We start from the raw sequence: 18,918 nt of genomic DNA, 5'->3' as shown, positions 1-18,918 counted from the left end.
ATATAGAACGCACCTGCTGTGCTGGCGGGCAAATCCGGCCCTGACTTTTGACTGGAGCGATCCTTGAACTTCACAAATCCTTCATCAAAACCAAAGGCGCTTCAAAAAGACGGCGTCGGCAATAGCAGCCACGCGGGCAGAGAATCGCAGCCGACAGAGAGAGGCCATGGCAGTGACTGATGGTTGCATTTTGCAGTTCCAGACTGGGAGACAGTATAGGCCGATTTGGATTCATTGCCAACAGATTCAAGACTTTTTTCGGTTGGCCCAGCCAGCGATTTAAAGGTAAAGCAAATTGGAAGGGATCCCTTCTCAAATCCTCTCAAAGGAAAAGTGGCTCTAGGTTGATTTTGGATAGGGGCTGCTATTGACTGGGGATGAGCAGAAATGGGATGGGCCTATGCTGACCAAGTTGAGTTTTTCAGAGCCACCCGTCGCCGGAGCAGAAAACAGCAAGTGGCCGGCGGGATCCGAGCTGGTGGGGATCGCCCTGGAAGTGCAGGCCCCTCAGCCCTACCTGTTGGATCCCCACTATGCTAAGGGGCTGCACGCCTGGTTTTTGGGCGAGGTGCAGCAGATGGATCCGCAGCTATCTGCCTATTTGCACGACGGAGAATCGGAAAAACCCTTTACCCTCTCCCGGCTGATGGGGCCCTTCCGCGAGCAGGGGGGGCGACTGCTGATCCCGCCCCAGATCCCCTTCCGCTGGTCGATCACCGCCCTCAACCCCCAAGTGGTGGAGTGGCTGCGGGAATGGTGCCGACGGCTGCCCCCCTGGCTGGAGTTGCGCGGATCCCCGCTGCAGATTCTGGGATGGAAGGTCTCAGCCCCCCCGCGCACCTATCGTCAACTGCTGGAGCAGCCCCTTGTCCGTCGCTCCTGGAGCCTCTCTTTCATCTCGCCCACCAGCTTTCGCCACCGCGGCCACCATTTGCCGCTGCCGGTGCCTCGCAACCTGTTCCACAGCTATTTGCGCCGTTGGAACGATTTTTCCGGCCTGCCCATCGAGGTAGAACCTTTTCTGGATTGGGTGGATGGGGAAGTGGTCATCCAGCGGCACCGGCTGGAATCGGTCAAAACCACCGCCGGCCGCCAGGGATCCGTGACGGGCTTCGTTGGCTGTGTACAGTTGGCGGTCTCCACCCGCGCGTCTGAACTGTTGCAGCAGCAGCTCCAGGCCCTGATCCACTTCGCCCCCTACTGCGGCACCGGCCACAAAACCCCCTTTGGGCTAGGGCAAACCCGCCTGGGTTGGCTGGCCGAAGAGCTGCCCGCCACCCCCGTCCTTTGCCGGGAAGAGCAACTGGCCCGGCGCATCGAGGAGCTGAGCGCCCTCTTTCTCAGCCAGCGGCAACGACAAGGGGGATCCCGCGCCGAAAAAACTGCCCAACTGTGGGCGACGATCCTGGCCCGCCGCGAAGGTGGAGAGAGCTTACAACAGATCGCCGCTGATTTGGAGATGCCCTACGAGACGGTGAAGACCTATGCCAAGCTGGCCCGCCGCTCTCTCCAGTCTGGATCCCAGGACTACTCGTCGAGCAGTCTTCCCTAGATGACTTGAGGTACTTTGTTGAGCCTGATACATTCACGCTGAACTCTCCTGAACATGGTTCAGGAAAGAAGCGATCGCATCCTGCCTATCTCTGAGCAGGAAGGCGGTATCCCGCAAAGCCCTGAGGAATACCCCCCGAGCGCTTTCCCCCTTCACTTCCCGGCAACCGTTGCGGTGGACTCAAGGATCAGGGGGAAACTTGGTCTACTATATCCCTCTCAATGACTTTTGCCAAACCGCCTAAAGCTCAGTAAATTCAGCAAAGTTCAGGGTTTTGGGGGTTAGAGGCATGCTCTTGCAGGGAGAAGGTAGAGATCAACCTCACTTCTCTTTGCTCATTACTCGCTTCTCTCTAGTTTCCGTCCCCTTGCGGGGAAAAGGTAGGGATCAACGATTGCCCTCGCCTTTGCTTCCGAGGCTGGATTAATAACAGTTTCCGTCCCCTTGCGGGGAAAAGGTAGGGATCAACACCCGATGGATGTCCTCCAGATGGGCGGTGATTTCGATGGGGAGTTTCCGTCCCCTTGCGGGGAAAAGGTAGGGATCAACTTCTACACTCTCTAACCAATGTGGAGGTCGACTCCGAGCGGTTTCCGTCCCCTTGCGGGGAAAAGGTAGGGATCAACTTTCCTTCGGTGACTCCGGTTACCCGGAACCGCCCAGCGTTTCCGTCCCCTTGCGGGGAAAAGGTAGGGATCAACTGCTCCTATTGACTGGGAGCAAGTGGACGACCCCATTTGCTCGTTTCCGTCCCCTTGCGGGGAAAAGGTAGGGATCAACTGTAAGGCCAGTTACAGTCCCCAAGGGCGGAGGTTGTTTCCGTCCCCTTGCGGGGAAAAGGTAGGGATCAACTTCATCAGCGTCTCGTTCTATGTACCAGATCCAGACTGGTAGTTTCCGTCCCCTTGCGGGGAAAAGGTAGGGATCAACACATCCGTGACTGCACGATCAACCCATCATGTGTCATCGAGTTTCCGTCCCCTTGCGGGGAAAAGGTAGGGATCAACGCTGTGGACGACTGGGAGGCTGTCCGTATACTTGGGGCAGATTGTTTCCGTCCCCTTGCGGGGAAAAGGTAGGGATCAACCTGGATCTTTGGAGAGAGTTTCCACACGACAAAGCTCGGTTTCCGTCCCCTTGCGGGGAAAAGGTAGGGATCAACAAGACTCTACGCCAGAACAAACAGCAACAAGCATTGGAAGTTTCCGTCCCCTTGCGGGGAAAAGGTAGGGATCAACGCTAAATACTTGCTCAACCGGCGAGAGGGTGACAAGGTTCGGAGGTTTCCGTCCCCTTGCGGGGAAAAGGTAGGGATCAACCGAAGGGGACTTGCAAGTCCTGGGAGCACCAGCTAGACTGCCCGTTTCCGTCCCCTTGCGGGGAAAAGGTAGGGATCAACAGCTATGTTATTTTTCGAGCCAAGTATGTACTTCGTTTCCGTCCCCTTGCGGGGAAAAGGTAGGGATCAACGTAGTTGTCTATCAAGACATCGAAGTTCTCATCTGCAAGTTTCCGTCCCCTTGCGGGGAAAAGGTAGGGATCAACCCTACCCTCGGAAAAGCCTGAATTCATGAGGTTTTCAAGGTGCGTTCGCGAGGGAGTACGGAGATTCCTCGACACAGATATTAACATTGTCCTCGCGGCCAAGCGCAAGCGGGGAAATTGAGCTTGCTACGGCCATTATGTCACGTTTTTGGGCCAATCGGGGCAAAAGATCTAAAGTTTCCCTTAAAATCTTGTGCCGGCAGAGTCAGGCTGGTGATGGCTCGCCCCGACAGATCGCGCACAAAACTTTACAATTTCGGCCCGGTGGAGAGCCTCAGAAGATCAGGTAGTCCGGCGGCTCATAGGGGGGAGGCCCCCCGAAGACTTTGGCCTGCTTCTTGGCCGCGGCATCCAAAGGGTAGGCCCGCAGACTGTCTTCCTTGAGATTCAGCAGGGGCAACCACGACTGTTCCAGCTTGTTTTCCAACTCTGCAGTGTCCAGTGGGCATTCGAACACGGAGTATTGCACCCGCTGGCAACACTGTTCCAACTGCTTGGCCAACTGTTGTCGCCGCTTATCGTCCACCACGTCGTAGCAAACCAACCACAGCATCAGCGCAGCTCCATTGCTTCGTACTCCAGGTTGCCGCTCACCAGGCAACGGCCCAGCCAGCGGGCTTGCTCCAGCACGATTTGGCTCAGAGCCAGGCGACGCGACTGGGGAGGATAGAGCAACGGCTCGCGGAAGCGGCGCTCCAGCTCACCCAAAAACAACTTTTTGGCCAGGGATCCCAGCCATACGCCTGTTCCATCCGGCGACGGCTCAAAGTCTTCCGGGGTGAGCAAGCCGGCCTTGATGAGTTGGAGCACGGCCCAATCCACCACCAAGGGCCGAAACTCTTCCATCAAATCCAGCACCAGGTTGGGGCGATAGGGCAAATTGGCGTGGAAAAAGCCCAGGTAGGGATCCAAGCCGGCCATCACGGCCGCCGAGAACACGCGGGCCAGCAGCACCCCGTAGCCCCAACTGAGCAGAGCGTTGATCGGGTCGAGCGGCGGCTGTCGGTTGCGGCCAGTGAAGTTCCACTCAGCTAGAAATCGCAGGAGCCCCGCACTGTACCCGTAGGGTCAGTGTCGGGAGGAATGCGGAAGTTATGATAGAACCATGACCCAAGTCCTGACCGTCTCCTGCAAGCTCAAGGCGTCCCAGTCGCAAGCCGCCAAATTAGACGCGACTTTGGAGGCTTTTGGCCAAGCCTTGAATTGGGTCAACCAGAACACGCCGGAGAAAATCGCCAACGCCGTTAAGCTCCAGTCTCTGTGCTACCGCGAAATCCGTGCCCGGTTCGGCTTATCCAGTAACTTGGCTCAGCAGGTCTGCAGACGGCTGGCCGGCGCCCGTAAAGTTGCCCAACAGAAAAACCGTCCGGTCAAAGCGTTCAAGAGAGGCTTTGCGACCTACGATGCCCGTATCTTTTCGTTTCGCGAGAAAGACTGGACGGTGTCGCTGACCACGGTGGAGGGTCGAGAGCGCTTTGAGCTGGCGATTGGCCGCTACCAGAGAGAACGGCTGGCGGGCTCCAATCCCAAATCTGCCACTCTGGTCAAGCGCAAAGACGGCTCCTACTCCATTCAAATCTGTGTGGAAACGGAACCGTGCCCACCGCAACGCACGGATAGAGTGCTAGGCGTGGATTTGGGCAGGACGGATATTGCCCATACGTCAGAAGGGGATAACTGGAATGGACAGCAGTTGAACAAAGTCCGAGACCACTACTCCAAGCTGAGGGCGGCACTCCAACGCAAAGCCAGTAAGGGCACCCGCAGTTCGCGGCGCAGATGCAGAGAACTGTTGCAACGGCTGTCTGGCAAGGAGAGGCGCTTTCAGGCGTGGGTCAATCATCGCATCTCTAAAGCTATTGTCTCTAGGGCAAAGGCTACCAACAGCGCTATCGCCCTGGAAGACCTGACAGGGATCCGGGAAAGAGTCAATCAACAACCCCGCAGCAAAACCGAAAGGCGCAGGGCCAACAGTTGGGCGTTCTACCAGCTAGGCCAGTTTCTGGAATACAAGGCGAGGGTTGCAGGGGTTTCTCTGGTTCTTGTGCCGCCTGCCTACACGTCGCAGACCTGCCACCGGTGTTTGCACATCCATCCCGACCCTACGCAATCCTATCGCAGTGGTAAGTCGTTCAAGTGTGGGCACTGTGGATGGGAAGGGGATGCGGATTTGAATGGTGCGAATGTGATTGCGCTTTTGGGGGCTGTCGTAAACCAGCCTAGAGGTTCGGGCCTGTTTTGTTCTCTGGTAGAGCAGAGCAGGCTCAGGGCTACTGAAAGCCCGCTCCGTACCGCTTAGCGGTCGGAGCCGGGTAGTTTACCGCTTCTCGATCCGGAGGAGTGGTGGAGCGATCCAACTGTTGCAGGTAGGCGGCGATAACATCAATACCCTCCTGTAAGGGGGCAATTTGGCCGCGGGTAGCCCGGTTGTGCAGTTGTAGAATTGCCCGTTGGTTGCGAATCTTGCCGCGCACAATCACCTTGGCCCACCTCAGCCCCCAGGGGGAGTAGGCCCGCTGATACTGGGCCAGACGGATCTCAGAGTTGGTGGAGAAGGATCCCTGCAGGCGACCGCGAAAACCGCCATCCGCACGCAAAAAAATGGTTTCGATGCCTCGATCCAGCAGTTGGGCCAAAGCTGCGCTGGTCAATTGGATCCCGGGCAACACCACCACCAGCTCCACCTCCGCAAGGCGGCAAAGCTGCTCTTGACCACGGCGGCGAATGAGCAGGGTTTGGTTTTGGCAGTGAACCACAGTCCCCGGCTCGGTTAGGTAGAGGGTGGTCATGGGCAGGAAGGTCAAGAAAGCTTCAGGTCGGGGCGATAAAACTGCAGCTCTGCCTGGGCTTCCCGAGCCATCTGTTCCCGGTAGGCCAGGGGAGCGATCACCTCGCCGTTGGGCCGCCAATCCCGCAGGCGCATGGTGAAATTGGTATCTCCCACCCGTACCCAGGCGCGGAAGTACCGGTCGCTGGCTGGTCTTTGCCGGACAGTGTTCAAAATCTGTTCGCGCTCCCGCGCATCCGCCACTGCCCGTTGCACCAAAGCCGGGATCCGCTCGTAGGCAATGGGCTGGAAGGTGGGGTGGCGTACTGTGTTGTCCACGTAGCGGCGGGCAAACTGCGGCGCAAAGCGCAGGATCAAGAGCGCCTTGGGCAGATAGAAATCGGATCCCCAGGCCTCTTCCCAGGCCGCTTGCACCTCCTCAGGAGTGGGCAGATTCCCCTGCCTCTGGCGGGCCAAGAGCTCCGCCGGCACCGCAGGGTCAGACCAGGGCACCACCGTCAGGCGAGGCGAGCGAATGCGATCCAGGCGAAAGTTGTGCCAGCCCAGGGATCTGGCAGCGTGCGGGAGCTGGCCGAAGGCGGCCAAGTACTTGGCGCGGCGGGCATAAAACAGGCAAACCGGGTAGGTGAGGACCTTTTGGATCCCGTGCTGGCGAGTTTCGTAATCAAAGCGGATCAGCCCTGCTGCCGGTTTTGTCCAGAAAGCCTCTAGCTGGTTTTGGTATTCGTCCACCCGCTCCTGCTGTTCGTCGGAGAGGATGTACTCAAACCAGACAAAGAGCCGCCGCTGCGAGTGTTGATGCCCCCCCCAGATATCGTCCAGCAACACCTGCACATCGGGATGCACAAAGGCCACGTCGCTGAGGACGTGGTAGATCTGCTCAAGCTGGCTACCCGACAACGTCAAGGCCGAGGCGGGCGTCGGCAAGGGGGGGCGATCCCCGGCGGCACGGCAGCGAAAGTTATCTCTTCGCCTGGAGTTGGCCTCGATTGGCTGCAGCCAGCCCTGAGCGGCCAGGTAGTCCAGCTCTTTGCGCAGGGTGCGGTGGGTCTTCAAAAAGGGCCGGCTGGCCAGCCGCGTCTCCAGATGGGGAACTTCGGCTTTTAAGGCGGCCAGCAGGTCGGGATGCTCCAGCCAAAAGCTCAGAGGCTTCTGGCAAATGCAACTGGGATCCGGGCAGGAGATCCCATGGGGCAAATCCTGCCGGGGGTGGCTGGGCGAGAAGAGGCGATCGCGGATGTGGGTGTAGCCAAAGGTCTCTGGCAGATCCGGCCAACGGTTTTCGCTGTACAAACCCTGGAGCAACACCCAGAGACGCACCGCCCGCTCCAGGCGCTCTGCCAACTGCCCGCCTGCCAGCCAGCGCAACACCTCCACCGTCAAAGGCAACTCCCCTCCGTTCATCTCCCCCTCCAGGGCAAGGCACAGACCAAGGTCGGATCCCTTCGCCCCTACTCTGCCAACAATTGGAAGATCTTGCTTCCAATCTTCCCCATACTGGGGCCAGGCTGTTGTCTTTCTGTCCCAATTTCCATGTCTGCTGTGGCGCTGCAGTTGCGGTCTGGCTATCTGGCCCATTGGCCGCAGAAACCCCATCTTGGGGGGCTACCGTTTCAGGTGATTGAAATCGAGCTGACCCGACCGGATCGGCTGGTTTTCCCGGAAGATCTGGCCCAACTGCGCCTGCCTGGGGGGATCGACCCCCGCTTGGGAGTGGTGCTGAGCGGGCGCGCCCCCATCTGGCTCTACGGCTGGTTGGTGCACGAGTGCCACTTTACCCGCTGGGTGGCCTGCTACGACCCGCGCTTGGGGGCAGTGGTGGTCTCCAGCCATAGCCCAGACGTGCAGGTGGGCGAGATCATTCCCTGGGTGCAGGGCAGGCCGGGCAAGGCCTACGGCCCGCTGACGCGAACAGAATTGGCAGCGGCGGTGATGGTGGTGGGCCCCCCCGACAGTGGCAAAAGCCGTCTTGCCCGCGCCCTCTTCGAAGCTCTGCTGCCGGAGCATCCCGATATTTATCTGCAACGGGCCCATTGGGATGGGGAAGGCAATTGGACTTTAGACTTGCCACCAGAAGAGGCGAAGATCCTCAAGCACCAGTACCGGGGCTCTTTTACCCCCGAATTTTTCAGCTTCCATGCCCAGGCCATTCTGGCTTTGCGCCGGCAAAAGAGTTTGGTGATTGTGGATGTGGGCGGCAAGGTGGATCCCCACAAGCAGCCGATCCTGGAAGCCTGCTCCCATTATCTCTTGGTCAGCCAGGATCCGGCGGCCATCCCCCTCTGGCATGAGTTTTGTCGGGATCGGGGCAACTTGCGGTGTGTGGCCGTCCTGCACACCGGCCCCTGCCCGGAAGATCTACCCAGGGATCCCAACCAACTGGAGCTGTGCTGGGATCCCGGCTCTCCGCTGCCTGCCGAGCTGGTGCGGGTGGTGCGCGGCTTGGTCGGCTCGGCAGGATAATGGCAGGGAGCTTTCGGCGGCGTGCCGGATGAGATTTTTAGTTAACCGCTTCAGGGTTAGCCTCATGCCCGTAGAGGTAGCTGAGGACAGAGTTGCGCAGGCGATAGTACTGCGGATCTTCAAGAATCCGCTCGCGATCCCGAGGGCGCGGGAAGGGGATGGTCACGATCTGCCCGATGGTGGCTGCAGGGCCATTGGTCAAAGGACTCCGTCCCGCTGGCGCGATCAGCACCAGGCGGTCGGCCAAAAACAGCGCCTCATCAATGTCGTGGGTAATCATCAAAACCGTGCAGCGATGTTCATCCCAAATGCGCAACAGCTCCTCTTGCAGCTCCTCTTTGGTAATGGCATCCAAGGCCCCGAAGGGTTCATCCAAAATCAGCACTTCTGGACGGATGGCCAACGCACGAGCAATGGCTACTCGTTGTTTCATCCCTCCGGAAATTTGCGAGGGATATTTCTGAGCAGCTTCCCCCAGCCCCACCAAATTCAGGTGTTCCTCTACAATTTGATGCTTTTCCGACTGGCTCTTTTGAGGGAAGACCGACTGGACGGCCAGGTAAACATTTTCATAGACCGTGAGCCAGGGTAACAAGGCATATCCCTGAAACACCACCATGCGATCTGGGCCAGGAGCTGTAATCGGCTGGCCTTTCAGCTTCACCGAGCCGCTGGTGGGCTGGGTAAAGCCAGAAACCATATTCAGCAGCGTGGTTTTGCCACAGCCGGAATGTCCAACTATGCAGACAAATTCTCCTGCATCGACCCTAAGATTGATATCTCGCAAGACGGGATACTCCCCCTTGGGAGTTGAGTAGGTCTTGCTGACATTCTCAAGGCTTAGGTAGGGTTCTGCGGCTACGTTCGCTGGGGTAGAGGTTGTCAAGAGGGCAGTCATCGTAGGGTGCTCCAATTCATCGTTTTCTCACAACTGGGAATGTGCTTTTGCAAAGGGAACCTCTAGAGCAACACAGGACGACGATCCAAAGCAACCTCGGCTATGTAAATGTCGTGCTTAATCGCCAAACTGTTGAGGTAAGCCAAGGGATCCTCGCCATTGAAAGGGATCCCGTCGAACAATTGAATGGGCTGCCGTTGGTAAGACACATCCAGCCCCAGCTCGCGGGCTGCCGTGCTGAACACCCCCACCTGACACACCCGCTCCACGATCTCCACCCAGTTGCGGGGGAAGGGCAGATCCCCCCAGCGGGCCATTTGCGTCATCATCCACAGATGCTCGGTGCGGCTGGGACGGTTGCCGGCTCCCAGAAAGAACTGATGGTGGGCATATTCCCGCATCGGCATGTCTAGGTCACAGATCAGGCGCTGGGGATCCCCCAGGTGAATGTAGGATAGGTCGGTGCTCAGGTAGGCGCGGCGGCTGAGCAGCTCGCGAATCTCGTCGTGGTGGGCCGGATCTTCGCAGTAGCGACAGGCTTCCAGCAGCGCTTTCACCAAGGCAATGTGGGTGTTGGGATAGGCCCTGGCCCAATCTTCACGCACCCCCAACACCTTGCCGGGATGGCCCGGCCAAATCTCCAGGTCTGTAGCCACCGTAAAGCCACTGCCCTCTAAGGCTGCCCGCAAATTCCAGGGCTCTCCCACACAGTAGCCATCGATGTTGCCGGCTGTTAGGTTGGCCACCATCTGAGCCGGGGGCAGCGTTTTCAGTACCACATCGTGATCCGGGTGGATCCCGCCGGCTGCCAGCCAATAGCGCAACAGCAAATTGTGCATGGAGCTGGGATGCACCACCCCAAAGGTGAGCCGACGGCTGGGACTATCCAGGATGTAAGCCTTCAACTGGCTGAGGGTGTGGATCCCTTGCTCGTAGAAGCGCCTGTGCAGGGTAATGGCATTGCCGTTGCGGGTCAAGGTGAGGGCAGTCACCACCGGCTGGGGTGGGTTGTCCCCGCCGCCCAGAGACATCCACACCGGCATGCCGGCGGGCATTTGGGCCGCATCCAAGTAACCTCCCTGGATGCCGTCTTGGATCCCTCGCCAACTGGTTTCCCGCACCAGATTGACTTCTTCCAGGCCGTGTTTGGCAAAAAACCCCTTTTCTTTGGCCACCGCCAACGGGGCGCAGGCGGTCAGGGGCACAAAGCCGATCTCCAAGTTGATCTTTTCTAAACCGTGCCTGGCCACCACGGTGCTGCGGCGGGCCCGCCACTGTTTGATCCGTTTTTGCTGGTTCAAAAAGTAGATGATCTCGCTGCGATAGCTGTAGTAGCTGGGGTGATTGACTACCTCCAACCGGCGGCGGGGGCGGGGAATATCGATGGTTAAAATGTTGCCAATTCGGGATCCCGGCCCGTTGGTCAGCATCACCACCCGATCCGAGAGCAGGACGGCTTCGTCCACGTCGTGGGTGACCATGAGGGTGGTCATCTGGTGTTCTTCGCAGATGCGCATCAACTGCTCCTGCAAATTCCCGCGCGTGAGGGCATCCAAAGCGCCAAAGGGCTCGTCCAACAACAACACCTTGGGCCTCACAGCCAAAGCGCGAGCGATGGCTACCCGCTGCTTCATGCCCCCTGACAGTTGAGCCGGGAACTTATCCGCCGCCTGCCGCAAGCCGACCAGATCGATATGTTCTTCGACAATCTGCTGACGCTCTGCCGGGGAGTAGTTTTTCAGCACAGCGTCTACCGCCAGGGCAATGTTTTGTCGAACCGTTAGCCAAGGCAAAAGCGAGTAATGCTGAAACACCACCATGCGATCCGGGCCGGGAACGGTGATGGTGTGTCCATCCAAAGCCACGATCCCTCCGGTAGGCAGAGACAACCCCGCCACCATGTTCAGTAGGGTGGACTTGCCGCAGCCGGAGTGGCCGATTAAGGAGACAAACTCCCCGCGGTGAATTTGGAGATCGATCCCTTTGAGGGCTAGATATTCTTGGCCTCCAGGCAGACCAAACGCTTTTTCCACTTGCTCTACACTGACCAATACAGACACAGAAGACCTCCCCACCTGTAGATATTGCTCAGCAACTCGGATCCCAGACCTCAGTTCTACTCTTTTTGAAGAGCTGATTGGGGCTAACACTCAAAGACAATGTAAGAGGGATCCCAACTCAATTGGATGGACATGCAGTGAAAAGATCTGCAAACGAGGCTAGCGATTGGCTATTTTGTTTTGCAGGGCAGCCACCAGTCGATCCAAAAGCAAGCCCACCGCCCCAATGTAGATGACAGCAACGATGATCTCAGTCACGTAGTTCTGCTGGTACGCATCCCAGATGAAAAAGCCGATCCCTGGCACGCCGGACATGACAATTTCTGCAGCAATAATCGCCAGCCAGGATAGGCCAATGCCAACCCGCAAACCTGTGAACATGTAGGGCAAAGCAGAGGGCAGCAGCACCTTAAAAAAGAAGTCAACTTTAGAAAGCCTCAGCACTCTAGAAACGTTGATGTAGTCTTCCGGGATCTGCCTCACCCCCACCGCCGTGTTGATCAAAATGGGCCAGATAGAGGTGATGAAAATAACAAACAAAGCAGCCGGCTCATTGCGCTGCAAAGCAGCCAAGGAGATGGGCACCCAAGCCAAGGGAGCCACCATGCGCAAAAACTGGAAGATGGGATCCAAAGCGCGGTTGATCCACATGCTGCTGCCCACCAAGATCCCTAGGGCAATGCCCACCAAAGCGGCACTGCAGTAGCCGATGACCACCCTTTGCAGGCTGGCCAAAGTTTGGCGCAGCAGCCCTTGGTCGAGGTCGCTATTGCGGTACAGAGGATGCAGGATTAGGTAGCGGCTGCGCTCATCCATCCACACATCCCAGGGCCCCGGCAGCCGAATCAGGTTGGCGCCGGACAAAAGTTGCCAAATCAACAAAAATCCCACAATGCCAACCACGGGAGGGAGGATCTGATCTCGATACTTGGCAAAGTCGAACTTGGTTGTCGAGGGCTTTGCCGGAGAAGAAAGTGTCGTCGTCATGGCTCCTAGAGAGGATAGAGTTTTACAAAGTTCTCTGTTTCTGCGCCTTCGAAACACCTCGACTGAGGGGTTCTACAAAGTTCTGGAATCAGAGCATGAACTTGGATCAGCTTTGCCTTTTCCTTGGACGGGCAAGCACAGGGACTGCAAACTCGACAAAACTCTCACAGCAATCAGCAAAATCAGCGCCCCCATTGCCATTGAAAGGATGAGCCTGTCCCAGTAAAGCTTGGCTGGTCTCTCGAAGCAGGGATCCCTGGAGTGTTCTCGCGGAACGTGCAGCAGAGCTAACATGGCCGATCCTCAACATAGTGTTCAGAACCATTCAAAAGGCGCAAGGCTGACAGTCTCTATCAACCCGATGTGAGCAGAAAGCTCGGCCCAGCCTTTTTTAACTCGATGGGATCCCGCGAATGGGCAGGATTTCTGCTACACAAGAAACACGTCTGTGTTGACCTGAGCCGAGACTAGGCCCTCTTGATTTTCAGGCTGTTCAAGTAGGCCTGGGGATCCTGGGGGTCAAACACCACACCGTCAAAGAAACGCTCTGTTCCCCGCGAGGTGTTGTTGGGGATGTTCTTCACCCCCAGTGCCTGGGCGGCCTCACGCCAGAGATCTTCACGGTTCACTTCATCCACCAGACGACGGGCAGTATCCAGATCGGGAAGGAAGCGAGCGTGAAAGCCCCAACGCAGCGATTCGGTCAAGAACCACAGGTCATGGCTCTTGTAGGGATAAGAGACGCTGCCCCGCCCATCTTCCCAGTACAGAGGCCCGGCGTTGAAATCTTGAACAGCCGGCTTGCCATCTCCCAATTCGTACTTGCCCTGGAAGGGAGGCGTGAGAACCTCGACCGGCACATTCAGATAAGCGCGCCCCGAAAGGATGCGCGCCAGCTCTTCACGGTTGGCCGGATCGTCGCACCATTGCTGCGCTTCCATCACCGCCATCAAAGTGGCTTGTGTGGCCCTGGGGTTTTGCTCTACCCAATCGGCGCGAATGGCCAAGTATTCTTCGGGGTGAAAAGGCCAGATCTGCTGGGTGAGGGCCGCCATAAAGCCGATCCCATCGGCCACAATCCGGTAGGGCCAGGGATCCCCGGTGCTAAAAGCATCCATGGTGCCGTTGCGCATCCCCTGCACCGTCTCGGCAGAGGGCACCGTCAGCAGCTCAATGTCTTGATCCGGATCCACACCCCCGGCGGCCAGCCAGTAGCGGATCCAAAAATCTTGATTGGCGTTGGGGAAGGTGTAGGCAGCCTTGAATTTGCGCCCGTTGCTGGCGCTGAAATTTTTGATGTAGTCTGCGGCTCCAGAGATGTCCAGCCCCAAGCCTTTGCCAGTGTGCATTCCGGCAATGGCAATCCCGTTGCCTTGGGTGATCAACTGGCACAGAACCGCCATGCGCACCGGCTGGTTGTTGGTGATGGCGCCAATGTGGATCATGTGAGGCATCGGCATCTGCCACTGGCCACCGTCGATTCCCCCACCCGCTGAGCCGATGACCACGTTGTCCCGGGCTGCCGGCCAACTGGCCTGCTTCAACACCTCTACACCGGTCATGCCATGTTTGTCGAAAAAGCCCTTCTCCTTGGCGATGATCAGGGGGGCAGACTCCACAATCGGTATAAAGCCTAACCTGAGATTGGGGGTTTCTGGGCCGCTGGCCTGGGCAACCCAGTAGCCTGTGCTGGCCCGTGCTAAGCTGCCACTCACGAGTCCACCCACGGTGGCCGCACCCGCAGACAGCAAAAAGTTACGACGTGACGTCATGCTCACCTCATCGAAAGGATATGTGAAGGCAAGAAGGAAGCTTTCCAGTTCAAGTCGCCTGACCCACGGATTTCCTTCGTGAAATCTCAAGAAATCCTTAAATCTCAGCTTGGTTGATATCCTAAGGGCAAATAAATATAGAAACAATACAATTATTATTTTGGTAAGCATAGACTTCCGTTTATCATTGTTGCGATGGCTTAGGTCTCAATGGCGTTTCCTCCAACGGCGGCTTGCTCTGGGCAAAACAACTCAACAGATTGGGGATCCCTGCCCCATGCCGGCTATCACTGGGATGGCTGCACAGAGCGGTTTTTTGAGGGCTGGTACAGCCGCGTCACCTTGCCCGGGGATCCGCCCATTAGCTTTGCCTTCATGTACGCCATCGATCCCAAGCGTGGGGGCATGGCTCAGGTGTTGGGGCCGGAGGAGGAGTTGCATTGGCGCACCTTCCCCAATCCCCGCCGCTTTTGGGCCAGCTCAACCCATCTGGCCTTGGGGCACTCAGGGATCCCAGGCCCCGGCTGTCGCGGCCTTCAGGATCCCTTCACCTTCTTCCAGCGCACCGCCAGCGGCTACCAATACACCGCCCACCTCAACCAGGGGATTTTGCCGGATCCCTTGGGCTCTGAGCCCATTCGCTGGCTCTACCGCATTCAACCTCGTTTTGCCTATGGGCTCCCACCCCGAGCCACCATGGGAGCCTGGTCTTATCTGCCCATCTTTGAGCCGGGCTGGCAGATCCTCATGAGCCATGGCTTGGCCAGCGGCTGGGTGGAGTGGAGAGGCAGGCGCTATGCATTTCAGCAGGCTCCCGCCTACGCCGAAAAAAATTGGGGACAAAGCTTCCCTCGCCGCTGGTTTTGGATCCAGTGCAACGCCTTTCCCAACCATTCCGGCCTCAGCCTCACCTGTGCCGGAGCTGAGCGGCAGGTGCTCACCCGCCCCGAAGAAGTGGCCCTGATCAGCCTGCATGGGTGGGGATCCCAGCCTTTTTTGGAGTGGCGGCCCGGCCAAGCTCGGCTAACCTGGCAGGTGGATCCCTGGGGATCCTGGCAGGTGCGCGGCGTTGTACAGGAGTTCCATTTGTGGATCGGCTGGCCAGACCTGCCATCCCCTGGGATGGATCCCGTCAAGCCCCGAGAGCCTCCTTGGCCGCATACATAACCTCTAGGGTGATCTCGGTCAGGCCACGCTCGCGGGCAAATTTTTCGGTGTTGCGTTTCACCTTGCCGCGCACAAAGCCGGGCACTTTGTTCAGCTCCGCCTGGGCTTCTCGCGTCCAGATGAGATCGGAATCGGCGCTCAGGCTCTTGTGGATCACTTCTTTGGTGTCGTGGCCGCCGAAGACCTCCAGCAGGTGATCCTCCATGCCCAGGGTAAAGGAGTTGTAGATTAGGTCCACAATTTGGTTGGCGCCCTCATACCCCAAAAAGGGCCGGTAGCCGATGGGAAAATCTTGCACGTGCATGGGCGCCGAGATTACCCCACAAGGGATCCGCAGCCGCTTGCCCACATGCCGCTCCATCTGGGTGCCGAAGATGGCGGCAGGCTCCACCTGGGCAATGGCATCGGCTACGCGGGTGTGATCTTCGGTCAGCAGCACCTGATCGCAATACCCGCCCACCTCTGCCTGGAACCACTCGCCATCGTAGGTGCAATAGCTGCCCGCCCAGACCACATGAACCCCCATCTCGCGGGCCAGGATCTTGGTGATGGCTGCCGCATGGGTGCAATCCCCAAAGACCACGGCTTTTTTGCCGGTCAGATTTTGGCAATCGATGGAGCGGGAGAACCAAGCCGCCTGGGAAACGTAGAGGGTCTGCTCCTGGATGTAGGGCTCGTAGTCCACCGGGATCCCTTGCTCGTTGAGAACCTGCTGGATCTGGCGGATGAAGCGGGCTGTTTCCACCACCCCCATGGGGGTGATCTCCACATAAGGTGTGCCAAACTGCTCCTGCAGGTAGCGAGCCGTCATCGGCCCCAGTTCCCGGTAGGGCACCACGTTAAACCAGGCCCGCCCCAGGTGCTTGAGATCGTGGACGCTGGCCCCCTGCGGGATCACCAAATTGAGCTCGATCCCCAGATCCTGGAGCAGCTTTTTCAACTCCCGCAGATCGTGGGCATGGTGAAAGCCCAGGCTGGAGATGCCGAGGATGTTGCAGGAAGGACGCTCCGTCCTCCGGGGCGGGCCGCTCAACTCCCCACTTTTGCGGGCTTTGTTGATATAGAACTCCACAATCTGGTGCAGGGTGCGCTCGGCGGCCTGCAACTCGTTGACCCGATAGTGGTTGACATCGGCCAGCAGCACGTCACAGCGGCTGGACAACTGCGCCTGCCGCACAAAGTGATGCAGATCCTCCTGCAAAATGCTGGAGGTGCAGGTGGGGGTAACCACAATGAGATCAGGCTGCTCCTCGCCGTCTTTACGGACGATGTTGCGAATCACCTTCTCGTCCGATCCCCGCGCCAACACCTGCCGATCAACGACGCTGGTGGTTACCGGGGTAAAGTCCCGCTCCCGCTCCAGCATGGAACGCATCACGTTGAAATAGTCGTCCCCCAGGGGAGCGTGCATGATGCTGTGAACGTTTTTGAAAGAACTGGCCACCCGCAGCGTGCCGATGTGGGCGGGGCCAGCGTACATCCAATAGGCCAATTTCATGGACAGCCTCTCAAATGAAAACCGAGGCAAGAGCCGGGATCCCAATCCGCCGCCGACTTCTCACCCGCTGCAAATCTCTTCTGGCATTGTAGAACGCCCGGCAGCCGGGATCCCTTGGCCGTTATCCTCCGTAACTCCCGGCCACGGCGATTGTAAACATCATCGATCAAAAGCAAAACGGCCCTTTCAAGACAGCGACAATTACGGGGATCCCTCTACCCTGACTTCAAGGCCTGTTCCATGCTGGAAATAGGGGCAGCAGCCCTGGACTCCGCTTGGCAGCTTGCCGGCGAAGAACCCAATTTCCGTAGCTTTCGTTACAGATTAACTTTTGAATACAAAATGTGTACCTCTACAAACTTGAGCAGAGATTTTGGGTTACCCAGGCAAGTTTTTGGCCAGCCAAGGCAGACTGAGTCTGGAGAGAGGCTCTTCTGTTTCCCTGGATACAAACCTGGGCAAAGACCCGGGCAGAAGGGCGTGGCTGCTGGAGAAAGCGAACACCCTTTGAGGTGTTGAGGTGAAAGGCCATGGGCTCTACCACGATTTCTTGGCAACGTGATCGCAAAGCCCCTCAGGAGCAGATGGATTCCATGACTGTCACATATCTTAAGTCTGCGGCTTGCCTGCGCAACTGGCTGCAGGCGCCCTTGCAACCGATTCGAGCGGCAATTGACAGCATTGAAGTTCAGGATCCCCGCTTGGCCCACTTTTTGTGTCGGTGGATCCCGGCCCGCTGTCCTTTCGAGCGAGATGTGGTGTTGTTTGGCCACAAACTGATGCACATTCCACCGATGTGCAAGCTCAACCCCTTCTACGATCAAGTAGTAGGGCTGCGCTTCCGGGCTTTGTCGTTTTTGGCAGAACAGGGAGAAGACATCAGCCGCTACCTCTAGATCGACTTTCGGTTTGGATGATACTCCACATGTATTCACGGAACATAGATTGCTTCTTTTTTCATCAGTGGACGGAGTTTGGGGCGTAGAGCCTTGTCGGCCACAAGGTCGAGGGGGCATCCAAGTTTGTCTTCCAAGTAGAAGAGCAGATTGAAGTAACGCTTGGAGTCGACTTTACCAATGAATTTAACTAGGATATCGATGTCGCTGCCGGCTTGATCCTCGCCACGAGCAGTTGAGCCAAACAGGGCCAGTCACCGCACACGGCGGGTGTTTATTCTAGCTATCTTTAGGAAGTCGGGTTCAAGGGATCCCTGGCCGTCCAAAAGCCGTTGAGAAACTATGGCCACTTTAAACCAGATATAAGACACTCTCCAAGGGATCCTCGCCACTACCCAAGCGCTCTGCGCCGCCGGCGCGTTCGCGACAGTGTTGCGTAGCAATAACGATGTAACAAGCCGTAGTCTGGCCAGAGTGGATCCCGTCAGAGGGGGTTTCCAACTGGATGAAAACGGCGGCGTTGCTCCTGAAGTTAGGGTTAGCAGGGAGAATCGGAGAGACTACGCTTTAGTTTCTGTAAATTGTCAAGCAGTTGGGGCATGTCACTTTGGATGATACTCCACAAAACGTCGTTGTCTAGAGCAAGATAAGCATGAATGATACGGTTACGAGTGGCAATGAGTTGTCGCCAAGGAATATTTTCGTTCTGGTTACGGACTTCTGCAGGAATGTGAGTGGCTGCCTCACCAATCAACTCGATGTTTCTCAAGGTCGCATCATAGGTTCGGCGATCCCGTTCAAAGTCTTCTTGAGTGTACCCCTCTGTGTATTCAAGGACTCGCTTGGCAAATTCAATCATATCATCTAGGTAGAAACGCCATTCACGGGACATAGATTGCTTCTTTTTCTATCAATGGACGAAGTTCGGGGCGTAGAGCCTTGTCGGTCACAAGGTCTAGGGGGCATCCAAGTTTGTCTTCCAAGTAGAAGAGCAGACCGAAGTAACGCTTGGAGTCGGCTTTACCAATAAATTCAACTAGGATATCGATGTCGCTGCCGGCTTGATCCTCGCCACGAGCAGTTGAGCCAAACAGGGCCAGTCGCCGCACACCAAATTGCTTTTGAATCTCGGCAAATTGCTCGCCGAGCAATTGCAATACTTGTTGTTTCCTCATGGCTGGTCAGATTGGATCATTCACTTGTCAACTCTCCAAGTGGGAACACAGGTTGGCCGCTTGTTTTGATCTTCCAGGCTCACACAGGCAGGTGTTTATTCTAGCTATCTTTAGGAA

At 57.3% G+C, this 18,918-nt stretch carries 17 protein-coding genes and 1 CRISPR repeat array; of the genes, 5 read left to right on the top strand and 12 right to left on the bottom strand.

The window, feature by feature from the left end:
* Nucleotides 1-400: 400 nt before the first annotated feature.
* A complete protein-coding gene (gene cas6, locus GG26_RS00490; protein WP_414388339.1) occupies nt 401-1,552 on the top strand; it encodes a CRISPR-associated endoribonuclease Cas6 in 1,152 nt (383 codons plus the stop codon).
* Nucleotides 1,553-1,907: 355 nt separating this feature from the next.
* Nucleotides 1,908-3,097: a CRISPR direct-repeat array (repeat unit 37 nt; unit sequence GTTTCCGTCCCCTTGCGGGGAAAAGGTAGGGATCAAC).
* 274 nt (nt 3,098-3,371) lie between these two features.
* Here cas6 and cas2 read toward each other — a convergent pair.
* A complete protein-coding gene (cas2, locus tag GG26_RS00485; protein WP_414331218.1) occupies nt 3,372-3,650 on the bottom strand; it encodes a CRISPR-associated endonuclease Cas2 in 279 nt (92 codons plus the stop codon).
* Nucleotides 3,650-4,141 carry a CRISPR-associated endonuclease Cas1 gene (gene cas1, locus GG26_RS00480; protein ID WP_414388414.1) on the bottom strand — a complete coding sequence of 164 codons (492 nt, stop codon included), beginning with the start codon at nt 4,139-4,141 and terminating at the stop codon, nt 3,650-3,652. The genes cas2 and cas1 (GG26_RS00480) overlap by 1 nt, the downstream gene beginning before the upstream one ends.
* A gap of 61 nt (nt 4,142-4,202) precedes the next feature.
* Here cas1 (GG26_RS00480) and GG26_RS00475 point away from each other — a divergent pair, with 61 nt between their 5' ends.
* Nucleotides 4,203-5,396 carry an RNA-guided endonuclease InsQ/TnpB family protein gene (locus tag GG26_RS00475; RefSeq protein WP_414388335.1) on the top strand — a complete coding sequence of 398 codons (1,194 nt, stop codon included), beginning with the start codon at nt 4,203-4,205 and terminating at the stop codon, nt 5,394-5,396.
* On the opposite strand, the gene cas1 (GG26_RS00470) is transcribed toward GG26_RS00475, so the two are convergent.
* Both cas1 (GG26_RS00470) and GG26_RS00465 read right to left on the bottom strand, forming a co-directional pair.
* Entirely contained in the window at nt 5,368-5,901 is a 534-nt protein-coding gene (cas1, locus tag GG26_RS00470; RefSeq protein WP_414388332.1) for a CRISPR-associated endonuclease Cas1, read from the bottom strand. The two genes, GG26_RS00475 and cas1 (GG26_RS00470), sit on opposite strands and share 29 nt — an antisense overlap.
* A complete protein-coding gene (locus GG26_RS00465) occupies nt 5,898-7,289 on the bottom strand; it encodes a TIGR03985 family CRISPR-associated protein (protein ID WP_168174245.1) in 1,392 nt (463 codons plus the stop codon). Before GG26_RS00465 ends, cas1 (GG26_RS00470) begins: the two co-directional genes overlap by 4 nt.
* Before the next feature lie 129 nt (nt 7,290-7,418).
* Here GG26_RS00465 and crn3 point away from each other — a divergent pair, with 129 nt between their 5' ends.
* The gene (gene crn3, locus GG26_RS00460) at nt 7,419-8,348 is read left to right on the top strand and encodes a CRISPR-associated ring nuclease Crn3/Csx3 (protein WP_414388328.1); all 930 of its coding nucleotides are present in this window, start codon (nt 7,419-7,421) and stop codon (nt 8,346-8,348) included.
* Nucleotides 8,349-8,385: 37 nt separating this feature from the next.
* On the opposite strand, the gene GG26_RS00455 is transcribed toward crn3, so the two are convergent.
* The 4 genes from GG26_RS00455 to GG26_RS00440 all read right to left on the bottom strand — a co-directional run bounded on the left by GG26_RS00455 (nt 8,386) and on the right by GG26_RS00440 (nt 14,065).
* Nucleotides 8,386-9,246 (bottom strand): ABC transporter ATP-binding protein, encoded by an 861-nt coding sequence (locus GG26_RS00455; RefSeq protein WP_414388326.1) that lies wholly within the window; start codon nt 9,244-9,246, stop codon nt 8,386-8,388.
* Between the two features lie 62 nt (nt 9,247-9,308).
* Nucleotides 9,309-11,306 carry a nitrate ABC transporter ATP-binding protein gene (locus tag GG26_RS00450; RefSeq protein WP_414388325.1) on the bottom strand — a complete coding sequence of 666 codons (1,998 nt, stop codon included), beginning with the start codon at nt 11,304-11,306 and terminating at the stop codon, nt 9,309-9,311.
* A 159-nt stretch (nt 11,307-11,465) separates the two neighbouring features.
* A complete protein-coding gene (gene ntrB / locus GG26_RS00445) occupies nt 11,466-12,293 on the bottom strand; it encodes a nitrate ABC transporter permease (RefSeq protein WP_099834626.1) in 828 nt (275 codons plus the stop codon).
* 467 nt (nt 12,294-12,760) lie between these two features.
* Nucleotides 12,761-14,065, bottom strand: coding sequence for a CmpA/NrtA family ABC transporter substrate-binding protein (locus GG26_RS00440; protein WP_414388321.1), 1,305 nt, complete (start codon nt 14,063-14,065; stop codon nt 12,761-12,763).
* A gap of 210 nt (nt 14,066-14,275) precedes the next feature.
* On the opposite strand from GG26_RS00440, the gene GG26_RS00435 reads away from it, so the two are divergent.
* The gene (locus GG26_RS00435; protein ID WP_414388319.1) at nt 14,276-15,232 is read left to right on the top strand and encodes a tocopherol cyclase family protein; all 957 of its coding nucleotides are present in this window, start codon (nt 14,276-14,278) and stop codon (nt 15,230-15,232) included.
* On the opposite strand, the gene bchB is transcribed toward GG26_RS00435, so the two are convergent.
* Nucleotides 15,198-16,730: a ferredoxin:protochlorophyllide reductase (ATP-dependent) subunit B gene (gene bchB / locus GG26_RS00430; RefSeq protein ID WP_099887224.1), complete on the bottom strand. Its 1,533-nt coding sequence runs from the start codon at nt 16,728-16,730 to the stop codon at nt 15,198-15,200. The two genes, GG26_RS00435 and bchB, sit on opposite strands and share 35 nt — an antisense overlap.
* Nucleotides 16,731-17,314: 584 nt before the next feature.
* On the opposite strand from bchB, the gene GG26_RS00425 reads away from it, so the two are divergent.
* Nucleotides 17,315-17,626 carry a Mo-dependent nitrogenase C-terminal domain-containing protein gene (locus GG26_RS00425; protein WP_414388316.1) on the top strand — a complete coding sequence of 104 codons (312 nt, stop codon included), beginning with the start codon at nt 17,315-17,317 and terminating at the stop codon, nt 17,624-17,626.
* A gap of 35 nt (nt 17,627-17,661) precedes the next feature.
* Here the strand turns inward: GG26_RS00425 and GG26_RS00420 are convergent, their stop codons facing one another.
* From GG26_RS00420 to GG26_RS00410, 3 genes are all read right to left on the bottom strand, one after another.
* Complete coding sequence (locus GG26_RS00420) at nt 17,662-17,874, bottom strand: nucleotidyltransferase family protein (protein ID WP_255322556.1); 213 nt, start codon at nt 17,872-17,874, stop codon at nt 17,662-17,664.
* Between the two features lie 290 nt (nt 17,875-18,164).
* Nucleotides 18,165-18,518, bottom strand: a complete 354-nt coding sequence (locus GG26_RS00415) for a DUF86 domain-containing protein (protein ID WP_011429784.1) — start codon at nt 18,516-18,518, stop codon at nt 18,165-18,167.
* Nucleotides 18,508-18,801, bottom strand: coding sequence for a nucleotidyltransferase family protein (locus GG26_RS00410; RefSeq protein WP_011429785.1), 294 nt, complete (start codon nt 18,799-18,801; stop codon nt 18,508-18,510). Before GG26_RS00410 ends, GG26_RS00415 begins: the two co-directional genes overlap by 11 nt.
* Between the last annotated feature and the right edge of the window lie 117 nt (nt 18,802-18,918).

This window comes from Synechococcus sp. 'PEA 65AY6A-5F PE A' (assembly GCF_047462575.1).
GTDB lineage: Bacteria > Cyanobacteriota > Cyanobacteriia > Thermostichales > Thermostichaceae > Thermostichus.
The sequence above is the reverse complement of the archived record's forward strand: the minus strand, read 5'-3'. Positions and strand labels throughout refer to the sequence as shown.

Bases quoted from the DNA above. Each gene is read 5' to 3' on its own strand.
- GG26_RS00455 (WP_414388326.1), bottom strand. From the start codon at position 9,246: ATGACTGCCCTCTTGACAACCTCTACCCCAGCGAACGTAGCCGCAGAA.
- crn3 (WP_414388328.1), top strand. From the start codon at position 7,419: ATGTCTGCTGTGGCGCTGCAGTTGCGGTCTGGCTATCTGGCCCATTGG.
- bchB (WP_099887224.1), bottom strand. From the start codon at position 16,730: ATGAAATTGGCCTATTGGATGTACGCTGGCCCCGCCCACATCGGCACG.
- cas6 (WP_414388339.1), top strand. From the start codon at position 401: ATGCTGACCAAGTTGAGTTTTTCAGAGCCACCCGTCGCCGGAGCAGAA.
- GG26_RS00410 (WP_011429785.1), bottom strand. From the start codon at position 18,801: ATGAGGAAACAACAAGTATTGCAATTGCTCGGCGAGCAATTTGCCGAG.
- GG26_RS00435 (WP_414388319.1), top strand. From the start codon at position 14,276: ATGGCGTTTCCTCCAACGGCGGCTTGCTCTGGGCAAAACAACTCAACA.
- GG26_RS00440 (WP_414388321.1), bottom strand. From the start codon at position 14,065: ATGACGTCACGTCGTAACTTTTTGCTGTCTGCGGGTGCGGCCACCGTG.
- GG26_RS00465 (WP_168174245.1), bottom strand. From the start codon at position 7,289: ATGAACGGAGGGGAGTTGCCTTTGACGGTGGAGGTGTTGCGCTGGCTG.
- GG26_RS00415 (WP_011429784.1), bottom strand. From the start codon at position 18,518: ATGTCCCGTGAATGGCGTTTCTACCTAGATGATATGATTGAATTTGCC.
- GG26_RS00475 (WP_414388335.1), top strand. From the start codon at position 4,203: ATGACCCAAGTCCTGACCGTCTCCTGCAAGCTCAAGGCGTCCCAGTCG.
- cas2 (WP_414331218.1), bottom strand. From the start codon at position 3,650: ATGCTGTGGTTGGTTTGCTACGACGTGGTGGACGATAAGCGGCGACAA.
- ntrB (WP_099834626.1), bottom strand. From the start codon at position 12,293: ATGACGACGACACTTTCTTCTCCGGCAAAGCCCTCGACAACCAAGTTC.
- GG26_RS00425 (WP_414388316.1), top strand. From the start codon at position 17,315: ATGGATTCCATGACTGTCACATATCTTAAGTCTGCGGCTTGCCTGCGC.